The sequence below is a fragment of the Flavobacterium cupreum genome (genome assembly GCF_003996965.1).
GTDB lineage: Bacteria > Bacteroidota > Bacteroidia > Flavobacteriales > Flavobacteriaceae > Flavobacterium > Flavobacterium cupreum.
In genome coordinates, this window is record NZ_QWDM01000011.1 from 133,872 (window position 1) to 150,872 (window position 17,001).

Sequence of the window (17,001 nt, forward strand, 5' to 3'; positions counted from 1 at the left end):
ACAGACGATCCCTATTTTAATTTTATATAATTATCCGGCTTTGTTATATAATTTAAATCTCCCTCATCTGACAGCATATCAACTTGTTATTATCTTCTTTCGCCGACCTGTTGGCGCCACATCGAATAATAAAGGCCTTTTTTCTCCAGCAATTCCTCATGGCTTCCTGTTTCGGAAATTTTTCCCTTTTCCAAAACATAAATGGTATCCGCATGCATGATGGTAGAAAGACGGTGCGCAATTAAAATGGTCATTCGTTTTCTGCTTTGCGAAATTTCCCGGATAGTTGCCGTGATCTGTTCTTCGGTCAGGGAATCCAGGGCAGAGGTCGCTTCATCAAAAATAAGCAGCTGCGGTTTACGTAACAATGCCCTGGCTATGGAAAGGCGTTGTTTTTCACCCCCTGAAAGCTTCATTCCGCTTTCTCCTAATAGTGTATTCAGGCCATGGGAAGCTTTTGCAATTAGTGCCGATGCCGATGCTTTCTTTAAGGCTTCATTAATTTCTTCGTCGGTAGCAGCAGGATTCACAAAAAGCAGGTTGTCTTTGATAGATCCGGCATAGAGCTGTGTATCCTGCGTGACGAAACCAATTTGTCTTCGCAGAGGATTGTAACGGATCTGGTCGGAGTTAATTTCATTAAAATAAATAGCTCCTTCTACCGGAATGTAAAGCCCCACGAGCAATTTGACAAGTGTAGATTTTCCGGAACCCGATGGTCCCACAAAGGCAATGGTATTACCCAGGCTGATTTTAAAGGAAATATCATCAATCGCATTGTAACCGGCAGTTTTGTGTTTGAAGATGACGTTTTTAAATTCAAGGGATTCCAGTTTATCAACTTCAATAGAATTTTCAGGGCGTGTTTCTATGGGCCTGTTCATTAAACGGTCAAAAGTCTTTAAAGAAGCATCTGCCTCTCTGTATAAGATGATCATATTTCCCAAATCCTGCAAAGGGGTAAAAATAGCAGTCGATATAAATTGCATCGCAATCAGTTCGCCTGTCGTAAGTACCTTCCTGAAAATAAGCCACAATAAAATAAAAAGAATCGATTGTTTGAGGAGATTGAGCATATTGCCCTGAAGAAAAGAAAGGACACTCACTTTTTTTGCCTTTTGCATCTCCAGATTGTAGATCCGTAACGTCTGCTGATTCATTCGCTTAATTTCGGCGAAAGTAAGGCCAAGGCTTTTGACGAGTTCTATGTTTCGAAGGCTTTCTGTAATTACTCCGGCCTGCTTATCGGTTTGTCGGTTGATGGATTTCTGTATGCCTTTTATTTTTTTCGAAACCAGTCCTGTTAGCGATCCCAGTAAGACCACACCAACAAAAAAAACAGGAACCAGCAGCCAGTTTTTATTGATACTGTACCAGATAAGAAACCCAACGCCAATGAGCGAGGAATACATGACGTTGATAAAGGAATTGATAAAACGTTCGGAATCTGTTTTTACTTTTTGGAGCACGGATAGGGTAGTACCGCTTCTGCTTTCTTCAAATTCCTGATAGGAGAGCCTGAGCGTTTGTTTCAGTCCATCGTTAAAAATAGACATTCCAAATCCGGCAACGGCTTTTCTGGTAAAATAATCCTGTGCTGCTTTACTTAGTCTTGCGAATACGGCTATTCCGAGTGCAATTCCCAGCCAGTACAATATTTCGGAAAGCAGTTCATTTTCAGAGAGGTTATTTTTATTGGTGGCATACTGATCTATAATTTTTCCGAATATTACCGGATCTACCAAAGTGAGAAGCTGCGCTATTCCGGCGAGTAATAAAGAAAGAAAAACAAGATTGCGATGGGGCTGTAAATATTTCCAGAGTATTTTCATTAAGCGTTTTTTTGAACAGCGTGCAGGTACTGCAGTTGGTTTTTACTAAGTTACCATTCTTATTTCAAATTAGAAAAGTATTTTAAGTGAACCTCTGGCATAAAAAAAGACCTGTAAACAATTTGTTTACAGGTCTTTTATGAATTAGACCGGATTGCAGTCTTAATAGTATGGTTTTAACTTAGTGTTTTCCTTTACCATGACCATTTCCGTGGCCTTTATCTTTTCCGGGACCGTGATCGTGGTCATGTTTATTGTTACCCTTGCCAGGTCTTTGTCCAATTGTTTTTTGCGGACTTCCTTTGTACCCTTTGCCATATTTTACTTTATGAACTTTGTAATTGTCATAAGGTCTGTCTCCTCTGTAATCAGTAAGGACTACTTTGTACTCGTTGTAAAGGTCATAATTGCGGTAAACTCTTGGTAATGATCTTGCACGAATCCATTGTCCGTTACTTACATAAATATAATTAGACGTATTTACATCATAATAAGTATCCAGATCCGGTAAATAGTAATAACGGGCATTATCGTATCCGGAGGGACCCCATGCAGGCGGTGTTCCAATATTTACATTAACAGATACCTGAGCATAAGAAAAACTCAAGGCGAAAAAAGAAAATATCGTCAATAAATGTTTTAAAGATTTCATAATCATAGTTATATTAGATTAATAATTTAGGTTAAAAACAAAAACTAAGCCGAAGTTAAAAATTAAGCAATCAAAAATAGATTTCAGATAAATAACCGGGTGATTAAACTAGTTTGGCGGGCTATTTGTTTTGTCCGGGAGCGTATTTTTTGGCGCTCTTATCGCCGTTCATTTTTTTGGCCTGTCCGGGTGGCACGCGTTTTACTTTTCCGTTAGAACTGTGCGAATGGCTGCCGGAAGTTACACTACAGCTGGCAAAAGAAAAAATTGCTGAGAGCACTAAAATTTTAATCATTGTATTTTTCATGTTTTTCTTTCAAAGTTAATTTTTTTAGAAGTACTTTCAACAAAATCATGCATATGTTTGGAAACAACTCTCTTATATGTACGAATAATTAGCGCTTTTAGATTTTTTTATTGTTCTAATTTAATTTTCATACGCCTCATTATTTTATTTTTTGAGGTTTGCCACTTTCTCCGTCAGGTTTTTCCAGTAGCGCTTAGGCATGTGGCGAAGGTGTAGACGCGTATTTTTTCGGGATTCAATATTTACATTATTAAAATACTGCACCCACAAATTTTGAAAAAAGGCTTCTTCCTGATCACAAATTTCAGCTAAAAATTTAGCAGAATTTACATCGTCGCTAAATTGCAGTTCCACTGTCGAGACTTTTTCGAGGTCGTAATAAATGCCGTATTTGCGTTTCGAATCATAAATAAGCCAGCGCTGATCGGCATAGCGGCTCTTAAAATGATTTTCAATCACCGGAAGCACATCACACTCCGGTTCAATGATGGCATAATACAACTCGTCTTTAGTGAATTTAAAACGGACAAAAGCTTTCATTCGGTGGCTTTCTCTTCGGGTTATCTGGGCCGCTTTCCGGATGCCCCAGACTTCAGTGTTGGATAAATCTTCTTCTATGTTTTTTTCGGAGGCGAAGACATAGCTGGCAAATCGAAACATAAGATCTTCCGACTGTGCTGTTTCGGATAAAAAAGTGCTGTAGATTCTTTTAAATCCCTCCTTTGAAAGCTTACTTTTTAAGCCATCGGAAACCCTTTTCGCTTTTTCAGGATCCGTTACCACAAAATAAGTGTCCGCAAAAAGTAAACTGGTCGCCGGTTCCTGTTTTGCAAAAACGATGTCTTGTAGTTTGAACTCATAGATTTCAAAGACAGCGGTGAGCCATCCTTCAAAAGTACCGTCATATATTACCTGTGTCATGTGCCGAATAGAGAAAGTTGATTGGAGAAATCGTTTTGGTATTTGCTTTTTTGAGCATCTAAAATATGATCCTTGATTTGAATGGCAGTAAAATCCTTCTGCAGTTGAAAGGGCGATGCAAATGCCAGAAAATATTTAGCACGGCTATAAGCGATCCCCATTTTCTGTAAGTCCGTCGCAGTGAGTTTTTTGAACTTTCTGGCTGCGACAATTTTTTTGGCGCTTAAAAAGCCTATCCCGGGAATGCGTTTGATGAGTTCGAGATCAGCCGTGTTAATATCTACCGGAAACTGATTCAGGTTACGCAGCGCCCATCCGAGTTTGGGATCAATATCCAGATCCAGATTGGGCTGATCGAATCCGACAATCTCATTGACATTAAAACCATAATAGCGAATTAACCAGTCGGCCTGATACAGACGGTTTTCACGGATAATGGGAACCGGCGTCCCGATAGCAGGAAGACGGTTGTCGTAACTTATCGGTACATATCCGGAATAGTACACCCGACGCATGTTCATCTGCTGATAAAAATAATCCGCCATTCCTAAAATTTCAAGATCGCTTTCTTTTGTTGCCCCAATAACCATTTGTGTACTTTGTCCAGCGGGAGCAAAGAGCGGTGCTTTGAAGTTTAATTTTCGCTCTTCCTTATGGCCGGCAATTTCATTTTTAAGGTAGTGCATGGGTTTCATGACATCGCTATGGTTTTTTTCAGGTGCGAGTAATTTCAGGCTTTGTTCGGTTGGCATTTCAACATTCACACTTAAGCGATCGGCATACATTCCCGCTTCTTTGAGTAATTCGTCACTGGCTCCGGGAATCGCTTTCAGGTGGATGTAGCCGTTAAAGTTATGCTCTAACCTCAATTTCTTGGCAATTCTGACCAAACGTTCCATCGTAAAATCAGGATTGTCAAAAATACCGGAGCTCAGGAATAAACCTTCAATATAATTTCTTCTGTAAAATCCAATCGTAAGGTCCACAACTTCCTGCACCGTAAAGGCAGCCCGTTTCACATCATTACTTTTTCGGCTGACGCAGTACGCACAATCAAAAATACAATGATTGGTCAGTAAGATTTTAAGTAAAGCCACACAACGTCCGTCCTCGGTGTAGGAATGGCAAATACCGGATCCGCTGGAATTTCCGAGTCCTTTGTCTTTATTCTTTCTATTACTCTGACCAGACGAACAAGAAACATCATATTTTGCCGCATCCGACAAAATGGCCAGCTTTTCCATTACTCTTTCATGTACCATTTTAATTTTCTTTTATAGTTGCAAATCGTTATAAAAGCGATGAATCGTCATCCAATAAAATGATCTTTTTAGGATTATTATTTGTTTTTGGGAATCATCCTGTTCGCTGTGGAGCAGGCAAACGCTTTTAATCGAAAGTATAAATCGTGGTTTTTATATCTTACGTTTGTCAAAATTAGTGCAATTCGTAACAAATTGACGTTGGTTTTGTGTTCTAAATTGTAACAAACAGTGTTAAAGGATATTCCTGTAAAAATCAGAATTAATGAACAAAGGGAAGTTATGAAATAGGGGTCAATGCCGGGGAGGAATTAAAAATAAAAAATCGCAATTATCAATGTATTTGATAATTGCGATTTTGTTTAGTGGAGTCGCCGGGAATCGAACCCGGGTCCAAACAAGCAACTAAAGAGCTTTCTACGCGTTTATTTCCTGATTGGATTTTCGATGTTGAGCTAGGTCAGGAACAACCACTCAACACTTATCTTCTTAATTTCGAAATCCACCCGAAGCTCATGGAAATCTAGGTCTATTTTTACGGTTCCCCTTTACTGAACGCCACAAACCAAGGCTTTCAAGGAGAATCCAGCTTCCCTATCTGATAGGGACGTGGCTAATCTTACTATAATTCGGATTATGCAGCTAAAGCGTAGTTATTTTCGCCGTGTAAAATTGTAAGATCTTATATTTACGAGCAAGGTCTCAATGCTCGACGTGCTTACTTTTCAATTCGACTTGCTGTCAAAACCAGTCGACCCCAAAAATGAGTTTGCAAATTTATACTATTTGAAGTTAGTTTCGTAATAAAATTTTCAGAAAAATATTCTTTATTCTTCGTCCTTAAAATTAAACGGATAATCGCCGAAAACCGGAGCCAGTTTACGTACCGCATACGTGTTTCTCGTAAATTTATTCGATAAGGCAATAATGGTAATGTTTTCTTTCTGTAACGGGATGTACGATGAAGTGTAGCCATGCCACCAGCCGTTGTGAAAGTAAAAATTCTGTCCGGTCTCCCAATTGATCATTCGGATTCCAAGACCATAATTTTTGGTGCCTTTACGTTCGTTGCTGTAACCGGTATAAACCTGTTTTAACAATTCAGGTTTTAAGAAGTCAGGTGAATTTCTCGCACGGTCAAATTTTAATAAATCGCGCGGAGTCGAGAAAATGTTTTTGTCGCCATAAACGGCATCCATATAATCCAGTCCAATTTCTACATTGTTTCCTTTATAAGACGGAACGATTGTTTTTCTGTCCTTTTCCCAATCGAAAACAAAAGTATGCGTCATTCCGAGTGGCTTAAAAATCATTTGCGTCATGGCCTCTTTATAAGTCAGACCGGTTATTTTTTCAATAATAAGCGCCAGCATGGCATAATTGGTATTGCAATACGCAAAACGGGTACCTGTTCTGGCTTCTAATCCAATATCTTTAGTTGCCAGAAGCTCTAAGATATCTTTGTTGGTCAATTGATTGTGCCTGTCCCAAACCGATTTATCCCTGTCCGTAAAATAAGCGTAATTTCTCATTCCGCTGCGATGGCTCAGTAACATTCGAACCGTACATTCCGGGTAAGGAAAGGTTTTTAGAATAGTATTTACTTTTTGGTCCAAATCCAGTTTTCCGGCATTGACCAGTTTTAAAACTGCGGTCGCCGTCAAAACTTTGCTGACAGAGGCAATATGAATCGGAGTATCTGCATTTATCGTAGTTCCTTCATTTTTATCCGCGTAACCATTATATTTTTCAAAGATAATCTGGCCGTTTTTGGCTACCAGAAAACCGCCGTTCATACTGTTGTTTTTCCAGTTTTTAGTATAAAAGTGATTTATTCTTCCCGCAACTGAATTAATATAGGCCTGGCTTATTTTTTTTTCAGGCCCTAACGGTTTCATCTTGGGTAAAGTATCTTCAACCGTTGTAATTTCTTTTTCTCTATTCTTGATATCTTTTCCGCACGATCCTAAAACTAAGATTAGAAAAAGTATTTGTGGTATATTTGTTTTTTTAAGGAAGCTCATTTTCATCATTCTTTAAAAACAAATATATAGAATTCAATACTTTTGATTTGCCATTTTTTAATCTGCAGAATATAGTTTTTAACTTTTTTTTAACTTCTTTTTTTTGTAGTTGATTGTGCATCAGCTTTTAACATTATAAAACTGTTTGAATTCATATAATTACAACAAAAATTTAACTTATTTTGTTATATTTGAAACAAATTGAGCTTAAAAAGTTATATTAATATTTACTTTAATCCAATATAAATGAAATTTGGCATTATAAAAGAAAGAAAAAACCCACCGGACAGACGTGTAGTGTTTGCACCAAATGAACTGACAAAACTGAAACAGCTTTATAAAGACGCTACAGTTGAAGTTGAAAGTTCAGATATTAGAATATTTTCTGATATTCAGTACCAAAGTTTAGGTATAACTATTACAGATGATGTTTCCGGCTGCGATGTTTTATTTGGAGTGAAAGAAGTTCCGGTAGAAAATTTGATACCAAATAAATCGTATTTCTTTTTTTCCCATACCATCAAGAAACAACCTTATAATAGAAAGCTCTTAAAAGCTATCTTAGAGAAAAATATCGATTTATACGATCATGAAACTATCGTAGACAGCAACAACAGAAGGCTGATCGGATTTGGAAAATATGCCGGAATGGTAGGCGTTTATAATGGAATCAGAGCCTTCGGAATAAAATTCGAATTGTTTAAATTGCCTAAAGCGGAAACTCTTGCCGGAAAAGATGCCCTGATTATGCATTTAAAACGTATTACTTTACCGCCTTTAAAATTCGTGATTACCGGAACCGGTAAAGTAGGAAGTGGAGCGAAAGAAATTCTGGACGCCATAAAAATAAAAGAAATTACGGTTGAAAATTATTTAACCAAAAACTATACACAAGCGGTTTACGTGCAGTTGGATGTTTTGGAATACAATAAAAGAATTGACGGACAGGTTCTTGATTTTAATGATTTTTTGGCACATCCGGAGGCCTACGTTTCTGATTTTGAAAAATTTACTAAAGTCACTGATATTTATTTTACGGGACATTTTTACGCCAGTGAAGCACCGGTAATTTTGACAAGGGAAATGTTGAATGCCAGTGATTGCAAAATAAAAGTGGTAGCTGATATTTCCTGTGATGTTAACGGTCCGATTGCCTGTACCTTGCGTGCTTCTACGATTGCAGAGCCAATTTACGGATATTGGCCGGCTGAAGGTAAAGAGGTGGATGTTTTCCATCCCGGTGCCGTTGTTGTAATGGCGGTTGATAATCTGCCATGTGAAATTCCAAAAGATGCCAGTGAAGGTTTCGGCGAACAATTTATGGAACATGTAATTCCCGCTTTCTTCAATGGAGATCAAGACGGAATTCTGCAAAGAGCCAAAATAACGGAGAAAGGGAAACTGACTCCGAGATTCAGCTACTTACAGGATTATGTAGACGGGGAATAAGTTTTTAGTCTCAGTCTCAGTCTCAGTTTGCAGTCTTGAAGGGTAGTGTAAATTTACCATTCCAACCACTGATAACTGAGACTGAGACTGAATACTTTTTTACACCATTTCGTTCGGTTTTACCCAGGCATCAAAATCCTCGGGAGTTACATAACCTAAACGAACGGCTTCCTCTTTTAGGGTTGTGCCGTTTTTGTGTGCGGTCTGAGCAATTTCAGCGGCTTTATAATATCCGATTTTGGTATTTAGCGCGGTAACCAGCATCAGTGAATTGTCTACCAATTCTTTGATACGTTTGTGGTTAGGCTCAATTCCCTGTGCGCAGTGTTCATCAAATGAAACACAGGCGTCTCCCAGTAAATGGGCTGACTGAAGGAAATTGGCAGCCATAACAGGTTTGAAAACATTCAGTTCATAATGCCCCTGCATACCACCAACAGCAATGGCCATATCGTTTCCGATCACTTGTGCACAAACCATGGTTAAAGCTTCACATTGCGTCGGATTTACTTTTCCGGGCATTATGGAGGATCCCGGCTCGTTTTCGGGAATATGAATTTCCCCGATTCCGGAACGCGGCCCTGAAGCTAACATTCTGATGTCATTCGCAATTTTATTTAAGGAAACGGCCAGTTGTTTTAAGGCTCCGTGTGTTTCTACAATAGCATCATGCGCTGCTAAAGCTTCAAATTTATTTTCAGCAGTAACGAAAGGATGATTGGTGAAATTCGCAATATATTCCGCTACTTTCACGTCATATCCTTCCGGAGTGTTAAGTCCTGTTCCTACCGCTGTTCCTCCGAGTGCAATTTCAGCTAAATGAGACAGTGTATTCTTCAATGCTTTTAATCCGAAAGTTAATTGGGCAGCGTAACCTGATATTTCCTGGCCTAAGGTAAGCGGCGTGGCATCCATAAGGTGGGTACGGCCTATTTTCACTACATCTTTATAGGCTATTGCTTTTGCATGCAATGTATCTCTTAATTTTTCGACACCCGGAATGGTGGTTTCTACAATCATTTTATAAGCGGCGATATGCATTCCGGTTGGGAAAGTGTCATTGGAGGATTGTGATTTATTGACATCATCATTTGCTTTTATGAATTGCTCTCCTTCACCAATCTGAAAACCTTTAAGAACCTGCGCACGGTTGGCGATTACTTCATTTACGTTCATGTTACTTTGCGTACCTGAACCTGTCTGCCAGATCACCAGCGGAAACTGATCGTCTAATTTTCCTTCTAATATTTCGTTGCATACTGCTGCAATGGCATCTCTTTTTTCGAGGGGCAAAACACCCAAATCGTAGTTGGCATACGCAGCTGCTTTTTTTAAATAAGCAAAGCCTTCTATAATTTCTTTTGGCATAGATGCCGAAGGTCCTATTTTGAAATTGTTTCTGGAACGTTCTGTCTGCGCGCCCCAATATTTATCGGCCGGGACCTGAACTTCTCCCATGGTGTCTTTTTCTATTCTGTATTTCATTTGTTTGATTGTATAATATATTTGTAAAATGTATTCTTTAAAATGTGATCTGAGAACACTAAGGCTGTAAACTGCGACTGCTGCTACAACTGCAAAATGAGACCGAGACTGAAAACTAAAAAAAAAGCCCTTATTTAAAATGAGTTTAAATATACGGATAATTGTGATTTTATAAAAATTGATTTGGTTTTTATTGGCAAGGAAAAATATAAAAGCTACATTTGTGCTTACATTCAAAAATTCCGGAAAACATGTTTGAATTTTCACAGTACTTAGGTTTTTTACTTTTCTTAACCATTCTAACTATAGGGTTTTGGTTAATGTTCTTCTTAGTTGGTTTCGTATCTTATTGGGTTACGGGAGCAAGCTGGGAAATGTTCAAAGAAATGAGAGCAAAGAAAAAGCAAGAACAATCAATTAAATATTAAATTGATTTCATAAAAAAAGGACCCGTTTTTACGAGTCCTTTTTTTTTTATTTCGAAAAATGCAAATTCCTATAGAAAGAATTCAAACTTCAATAAAAAAATTCCAAATTCCAATTTTCTAAAACTTTATAATTAAGTATTCGAAAATTGGAATTTGGAATTTAATTTTTTTGAAAGTTTAACTCCAATTATCCCGGAAATTCTCCACCGCCTTCATTTCCTCCTTCTTTCGGAGCAGCATTTTTATCTCTTTCGTTTTTGGCTTTGTTAAAACGATACGTAAAAGATAAGTTGAATTGACGTTTACGGAATTGAAATTCACTATATGAATTCACTTCATCCAGATAGGTATAGGATTTCATTTTTCTGGAGTTGAAAATATCGCTCACGTTAAAAGCAATCGTTGCTTTATCTTTTAAGACATCTTTACTGAAAGAAGTATTCATTCCGAATTGCCCTAAATTTTTACCCTGTGCTGTTTTTTGAGAACCGTTGTACATAGAAGTCAGCTGCCAGTCAATTTTGTATGGCAAAGTTACTTTTGAACTGATTCTTGCAAACCAGGAATTAGCCTGATTGTCCAGATCCTGAGTGATAAGATTTCCGGTTACGATATCAGTATAGGTATTCTCTCCGGTTGTTTTTACATTATAAAGATTGAAATTACTATTTAATCTCCACCATTTATACGGGGTGTAGTTAAGAGTAAATTCAAAACCAAACTTTTGTTCTTTCCCTACGTTAATCGGAGTGTTAACGATCACCGGAATTCCGCCGACCATTTGTCCATTTGGATAGCGAACAAAACTAAATACATCTTTGGTGTTTTCGAAATAAGCTGATGTATTAAAAGTAACTTTGTCCCAGCGTTTGATGTAACCAAGATCAAATTTATCCGTTAAGGAAGGATCCAAATCGGGATTTCCCTGGAAAATATTGATATTACTGGAGTAATTGACAGCAGGATTCATGAATCGTCCTCGTGGTCTTGAAAGACGTTTGCTGTAACTTGCCGAGAAATTGCTCTGATCTGAAATCTCGTAACTAATAAAAGCACTTGGAAACAAATTGTTGTATTTCTTCGTATTGAATACTTTAGTATCTAAAAGATTAACTTCGATATTGGTGTCTTCCCAGCGTAATCCAAATAAATATGAGAATTTGTTTACTTTAAAACCATATTGCGTGTAAAGTGCATTGATGTTTTCTTTATACTCTAAAGTGTTAGATAAATTAGTAATGGTTGCTCCAAGAGGATCAAGAACATAATACTCATTGTTCAGATTACTAAAACTTCCTTTATATCCTGCTTCAAACTGACTTCCTTTGCTTATTGGTAGCACATAATCGGTCTGGATCTGCACTTGTTTCTGTACCTGATCGTTTAGGGTGCTGTTGTATCTTTGTGTACCTGTAATATCACTATTGCTATCATCATTATTTTTAGAAATCGATAAATCAGCGGTTAGTTTGTGTCCCTTGTCGTTGAAATTTTTGATTAAATTAGAAGTATATTCTATATTATCACTATCAGTAATTCCTTTGTTTAATCGGTAAGTGCTGCCGGTGAAAGTACGATTGGCATCAAAATTATTATAGTTGATTAAATCTTTGTCTTCACCTGAGTTATTTTGGTAATTGATGGCATTCGTCCAAAAAGTGGTTGGATTAATAATCCATTCAACTCCCGCTCTTCCGTTAAATCCTTTTCGGATTCTTTTGGTATCACGGTCTTCATCTAAATAACTTTTAGTAGTACCATCTTCATTTAAATATTCAGAATTGGTTACACCGGCACCCTCATTGGTTCTGTAGTTGTACCCTGCAGTCGTAAAATAGTTTAGTTTTTCGGTTTTATAATTCAGGTTCGCACTTAAACCATAGGTTTCAGGAAGTCCTGTAGAAGCAATAAAAGTTCCGTTAAGGCCCTGGTTTTTTCCTTTTTTAAGGATAATATTAATTAAACCTGAACCACCTTCGGCATCATAACGCGCAGACGGATTGGTAATAACTTCTACTTTGTCAATCGCATCGGCAGGCAGCTGGCGTAAAGCTTCGGCTACATTGATGGCATTTGAAGGTCTTCCGTCAATTAAAATCCTGATATTATCACTTCCCCTTAAGCTTACATTTCCTTCGGTATCGACAGAAACAGAAGGCACATTATCCAAAACGTCACTTACAGTTCCGCCTTTTACCATCATGTCCTGACCCACATTGTACACTTTTTTATCGAGTTTTATTTCTACGGTAGATTTTTCTGCACGAACAACAACCTCGTTCAGTTGTGCGGCATCTTCAGAAAGATTTACCACTCCCAGATTGGTATCACCCTGAATGTTTTTTTGTTTGATTTCGGTTGCCTTAAACGAAATAACTTCAATTTTTATATCGTAAGTTCCCGGAGCAACAGCCACTTCAAATTCTCCTTTTGGATTTGTAATTCCACCTGCAATAACTTTAGTATCGTTTGGGGCCATAAGCGAAATTGTAGCATACTCCAATGGTTGTCTGCTTACCTTTTCGAAAACTTTTCCGGTAACTTTTACCTTGTTGCTGCCAGAGGACGGTTGTTGTGCATAGTTGTAAAAACTTGTAAAAAGCAATACAAGTAATACAGCAAATTTGATTTGTTTCATTTGTTTTTTTTGGTTTCTTTTTCTTCTTAGACCGCAAATTTAGCTTTTGGTTTAAAGAGAAAAGTCACAAAAAAATGTTAATGCTGTTCTTTATAATCAATCTAAAAAAGAAGCTACCACATCAAGATCCCTTCCAATTATGGCTTTTCCGTCTTTTATCACAATCGGACGTTCTATTAAGATGGGATGATCGGCCATAGCCTGAATGATTTCATCATCAGTCATTGTTTTTTCCTTATAATTTTCGATCCAGATTTTTTCTTTAACCCGCACTAATTGAAGGGGTTTTAAGTTTAGCTTCCCAAGTAAGGATTTTAAATCAGCAGAGGAAGGTGTTTCTGTCAGGTACGGAATGATTTTGTAATCCTGATTGGACTGATCCAAAAAGGCAAGACAGTTTCTTGATTTTCCGCAACGCGGATTATGGTAAATTTCTATCATTTTATTTTTTTAATTTATTACAGGATAGTTAAAGTAAAAAATTCGGTATTTTAGCAATACCAAAAATAAGACTTACTTATTAAACTGAATTCTCATTTTTAAACTTTTATACATATGTTTTTAGAACAAGGAATTAAACCCGAAAATAAATTCTGGAAATATCTTTTAGGATCTGTTTTTATTATTACTGCTTCATTTATTGGCCAGATTCCTTTTTCTATTGCGGTTCTCTACAAAACTTTCAATTCAAATAAATCTTTTCCAACGGACAGTGATGCTGCTTTAAAAATGTTTGAACCCAATTTGACGTTATTTTTGATAATGATTTCTTTCGCTTTTGCTTTCGCCGGAATTTATTTTGTGGTAAAGTACCTGCATCATCAGACTCTTTTGTCCATAACAACATCCCGCAGTAAAATAGACTGGTCCCGGGTTTTGTTTTCTTTTGGATTATGGTCGTTTTTTTCTGTGATTAGTTTTTTAGTAGTATATTTTAAATCTCCTGAAAATTTTGTGTGGAATTTTAAATTAGTTCCATTTCTTATTCTCGTTGTTATCGGTAGTATATTGATTCCGATACAGACCAGTACAGAAGAATATGTTTTCAGAGGTTATCTGATGCAGGGGTTTGCTAATCTGGCCCAAAACAGATGGTTTCCGTTAGTGCTGACTTCTCTGATTTTTGGTTCCATGCATATCTTTAATCCTGAAGTCGCTAAAATGGGTTATGTGATTATGATATATTACATCGGTACAGGTTTCTTTTTAGGCATTCTGACACTGATGGATGAAGGTATTGAATTATCATTAGGTTTTCACGCTGCCAATAACCTGATTGGGGCGCTGTTAGTTACTTCCGACTGGTCCGTTTTTCAGACGCATTCTGTTTTCAAAGATATGTCCGAACCTTCTGCTGGTTTCGACGTGATTTTGCCTATTGTGGTTATCTACCCGATTCTGCTCTTTATTTTTACTAAAAAATATGGCTGGAACAATTGGAAAGAAAAATTAACAGGTAAAACTAGTATTGTAAAATCATCAAATTAAAACTTTCATGTTAGAATTAACACATAATAATGTCCATAATTATTTTAAGATAAACGGATATCATCTCAACGCGGCAGATTTATGCCGTGTCGCTTACAGTTATATCAAAGAAGGAGATTCAAACGAGCAGGCTATTGGTGAATTTCTTCTGGACTGGTTCGACAATAAGGAATTCATCGAAATGAAAACCTCCGGAACAACGGGGCTTCCCAAATTGGTTCGTCTGGAAAAACGCGCTATGATCCATTCCGCTCTAGCTACAGGGGATTTTTTTCTTTTGGAGCCTGGAGACAAAGCTTTATTGTGTTTACCGGTTCAGTTTATAGCAGGGAAAATGATGCTCGTAAGAAGTTTGATTTTAGGTCTTGATCTGGATATTGTGACTCCGGGTACAACGCCTTTAGCTTTAAACACAACGGTATATAATTTTGTGGCGATGGTGCCTCTGCAGGTCCAAAATTCGATTGAAGCATTGAAAAATGTAAAGAAACTAATTGTGGGTGGTGCTAAAATGGATGCCGCGCTTGAAGAAAAAGTACTGCCCCTGAAAACCGAGGTGTACGAAACGTATGGAATGACGGAAACCATTACGCATATTGCCGCCAGAAAAGTTGGAGAGAACGTTTTTACAGTGCTGCCCAACGTAAAAATAGAGCAGGATGACCGTGGTTGTCTGGTGATTACGATTCCGGTTATGTCCGAAGATCCGGTGGTTACCAATGATCTGGTTGAGATTGTAAGGGAAAACCAGTTTTTATTTTTAGGAAGAATCGATAATGTCATTAATAGTGGAGGAGTGAAGCTCATTCCGGAACAAATAGAGGCTAAATTACTTGACAGAATTAAGTCAAGATTTTTTGTAACAGGAATTCCGGATTCTGTTCTCGGCGAAAAACTGATTCTGGTTATCGAAGGCGAAAAACAGGATTTTCCAACTGATTTTTTTGATGGTTTAGGCAAGTATGAAAAACCAAAAGAAATTGTTTTTGTTCCAAAGTTTAAAGAAAACGAAAACGGAAAGTTATTGCGTAAGCGCAGCCTCGACTAGTTTACCATATAAGTTCATTTAAGCAGTTTTTGCTGTTTTTGTGTTCTGATTTATAAAAATGAAACTATTATTGCCAATGTTGAGCTGCAGGGATTATACTTCGCAAGTTTAAGTTTTTCTATTAAATGAACTTATATAACTTACATAATGAAAAAACAATAAAAAAAAGCCTTTAGATTTAATTTCTAAAGGCTTTCCTATTTTGTGCTTATTGTATTTACTCCTCTATAGCAACAGCATTTTTGCGTTCCATTAAGGCCATGTAAAACCCGTCAAAGCCAGATTCTGAGGCCAGAATTTTACGATCTTTTACGAATGTAAATTGCTTTCCGATTTCAGTTTTTAAGAATTTTTCTACCTGCTCCTGGTTTTCAGATGGTAAAACAGAACAAGTTGCGTACACTAATTTTCCGCCTGGTTTTACAATTTTAGAATAGCTTTCTAATACTTCTGCCTGAACTTTACGGATGTTATCGATAAATTCAGGTTGGAGTTTCCATTTGGCATCAGGATTTCTTTTCAAAACTCCTAAACCGCTGCAGGGAGCATCTATCAGGACACGATCAGCTTTTTCATGCAATTTTTTGATCACTTTTGTAGTGTCAATGATACGGTATTCAATATTAAAAGCGCCATTTCTTTTTGCTCTTAATTTCAATTGTTTCAATTTGCTTTCGTATAAATCCATTGCAATCAGTTGTCCCTTGTTTTCCATCAAAGAAGCAATGTGCAATGTTTTTCCTCCGGCTCCTGCGCAAGTATCAACAACACGCATTCCTGGTTTTACATCAAGAAAACCGGCCACCAGCTGTGAGTTTGCATCCTGAACTTCAAAAAGCCCTTGTTTAAAAGCGTCCGTCAAAAATACATTTGCTCTTTCTTTTAAAACTAAAGCTTCCGGCTGATCTTTTAAATATTCTGTTTCAATATTCAAATCCATCAGGGTATTTCTCAGGTTTTCCTTCGTTCCCTTAAGTGTATTGGTTCTTAAAATAACTTTTGCAGGCTGGTTTTGTGCAGCAATCTCGGTTGACCAGACTTTTTCGCCAAGTTCCTTAACTCCCAGTTCATCCATCCAGTCCGGAATAGATTCTTTCAGGGCCCTGATTTTAGAAAGTTCGTCAAAACGACCTTTGATTTTTCTTTCCGGTGTTCCTTCCAGTTGTCTCCAATCCGGAATAGGGTATCCTCTAAGAACGGCCCAAACCGCAAACATTCTCCACAGATTATCTCTGTCAAAAGGTTCTTTTACTTCGGCAATTTCTGCGTATAATCGTTTCCAACGAACAATTTCGTATATCGTTTCAGCAACAAACTTCCTGTCGGAACTTCCCCAACGTTTGTCTTTTTTTAAGGCTCTTGCTACCACTTTGTCTGCATATTCTCCTTCATTGAAGATCGCATTTAAGGAATCGATGGTAGTATAAACTAAATTTCTGTGTAATCTCATTTTAATTATTTGAGTTG

General features: G+C 37.4%; 13 protein-coding genes and 1 other RNA gene. 3 read left to right on the forward strand and 11 right to left on the reverse strand.

The window, feature by feature from the left end; all coding sequences use genetic code 11:
* Window positions 1-89: 89 nt before the first annotated feature.
* The 7 genes from D0817_RS17000 to D0817_RS17030 form a co-directional block, all read right to left on the reverse strand.
* Window positions 90-1,832: an ABC transporter ATP-binding protein gene (locus D0817_RS17000; protein WP_127339572.1), complete on the reverse strand. Its 1,743-nt coding sequence runs from the start codon at window positions 1,830-1,832 to the stop codon at window positions 90-92.
* Between the two features lie 181 nt (window positions 1,833-2,013).
* Window positions 2,014-2,484, reverse strand: coding sequence for a hypothetical protein (locus D0817_RS17005; protein ID WP_127339573.1), 471 nt, complete (start codon window positions 2,482-2,484; stop codon window positions 2,014-2,016).
* Window positions 2,485-2,605: 121 nt separating this feature from the next.
* Window positions 2,606-2,791, reverse strand: coding sequence for a hypothetical protein (locus D0817_RS17010; RefSeq protein WP_127339574.1), 186 nt, complete (start codon window positions 2,789-2,791; stop codon window positions 2,606-2,608).
* Window positions 2,792-2,935: 144 nt separating this feature from the next.
* Window positions 2,936-3,712, reverse strand: a complete 777-nt coding sequence (locus tag D0817_RS17015; protein WP_127339575.1) for a TIGR03915 family putative DNA repair protein — start codon at window positions 3,710-3,712, stop codon at window positions 2,936-2,938.
* Window positions 3,709-4,974: a putative DNA modification/repair radical SAM protein gene (locus D0817_RS17020; protein ID WP_127339576.1), complete on the reverse strand. Its 1,266-nt coding sequence runs from the start codon at window positions 4,972-4,974 to the stop codon at window positions 3,709-3,711. The genes D0817_RS17015 and D0817_RS17020 overlap by 4 nt, the downstream gene beginning before the upstream one ends.
* Window positions 4,975-5,337: 363 nt before the next feature.
* Window positions 5,338-5,733, reverse strand: a transfer-messenger RNA (tmRNA) gene (gene ssrA, locus D0817_RS17025).
* A 68-nt stretch (window positions 5,734-5,801) separates the two neighbouring features.
* Window positions 5,802-7,004 carry a serine hydrolase domain-containing protein gene (locus D0817_RS17030; RefSeq protein ID WP_127339624.1) on the reverse strand — a complete coding sequence of 401 codons (1,203 nt, stop codon included), beginning with the start codon at window positions 7,002-7,004 and terminating at the stop codon, window positions 5,802-5,804.
* 240 nt (window positions 7,005-7,244) lie between these two features.
* Here D0817_RS17030 and D0817_RS17035 point away from each other — a divergent pair, with 240 nt between their 5' ends.
* Entirely contained in the window at window positions 7,245-8,447 is a 1,203-nt protein-coding gene (locus tag D0817_RS17035; protein WP_127339577.1) for an NAD(P)-dependent oxidoreductase, read from the forward strand.
* Between the two features lie 99 nt (window positions 8,448-8,546).
* Here D0817_RS17035 and fumC read toward each other — a convergent pair whose 3' ends face one another.
* The 3 genes from fumC to arsC form a co-directional block, all read right to left on the reverse strand.
* Complete coding sequence (fumC, locus tag D0817_RS17040) at window positions 8,547-9,932, reverse strand: class II fumarate hydratase (protein ID WP_127339578.1); 1,386 nt, start codon at window positions 9,930-9,932, stop codon at window positions 8,547-8,549.
* A 615-nt stretch (window positions 9,933-10,547) separates the two neighbouring features.
* Complete coding sequence (locus D0817_RS17045) at window positions 10,548-12,998, reverse strand: TonB-dependent receptor (protein ID WP_127339579.1); 2,451 nt, start codon at window positions 12,996-12,998, stop codon at window positions 10,548-10,550.
* A gap of 96 nt (window positions 12,999-13,094) precedes the next feature.
* The gene (gene arsC / locus D0817_RS17050; protein WP_127339580.1) at window positions 13,095-13,439 is read right to left on the reverse strand and encodes an arsenate reductase (glutaredoxin); all 345 of its coding nucleotides are present in this window, start codon (window positions 13,437-13,439) and stop codon (window positions 13,095-13,097) included.
* Between the two features lie 114 nt (window positions 13,440-13,553).
* On the opposite strand from arsC, the gene D0817_RS17055 reads away from it, so the two are divergent.
* Together D0817_RS17055 and D0817_RS17060 are read left to right on the forward strand one after the other, a co-directional pair.
* Window positions 13,554-14,486, forward strand: coding sequence for a CPBP family intramembrane glutamic endopeptidase (locus D0817_RS17055; RefSeq protein WP_127339581.1), 933 nt, complete (start codon window positions 13,554-13,556; stop codon window positions 14,484-14,486).
* A 7-nt stretch (window positions 14,487-14,493) separates the two neighbouring features.
* Window positions 14,494-15,534 carry an AMP-binding protein gene (locus tag D0817_RS17060; RefSeq protein WP_127339582.1) on the forward strand — a complete coding sequence of 347 codons (1,041 nt, stop codon included), beginning with the start codon at window positions 14,494-14,496 and terminating at the stop codon, window positions 15,532-15,534.
* Between the two features lie 217 nt (window positions 15,535-15,751).
* On the opposite strand, the gene D0817_RS17065 is transcribed toward D0817_RS17060, so the two are convergent.
* Complete coding sequence (locus D0817_RS17065; protein WP_127339583.1) at window positions 15,752-16,984, reverse strand: RsmB/NOP family class I SAM-dependent RNA methyltransferase; 1,233 nt, start codon at window positions 16,982-16,984, stop codon at window positions 15,752-15,754.
* Window positions 16,985-17,001 lie beyond the last annotated feature (17 nt).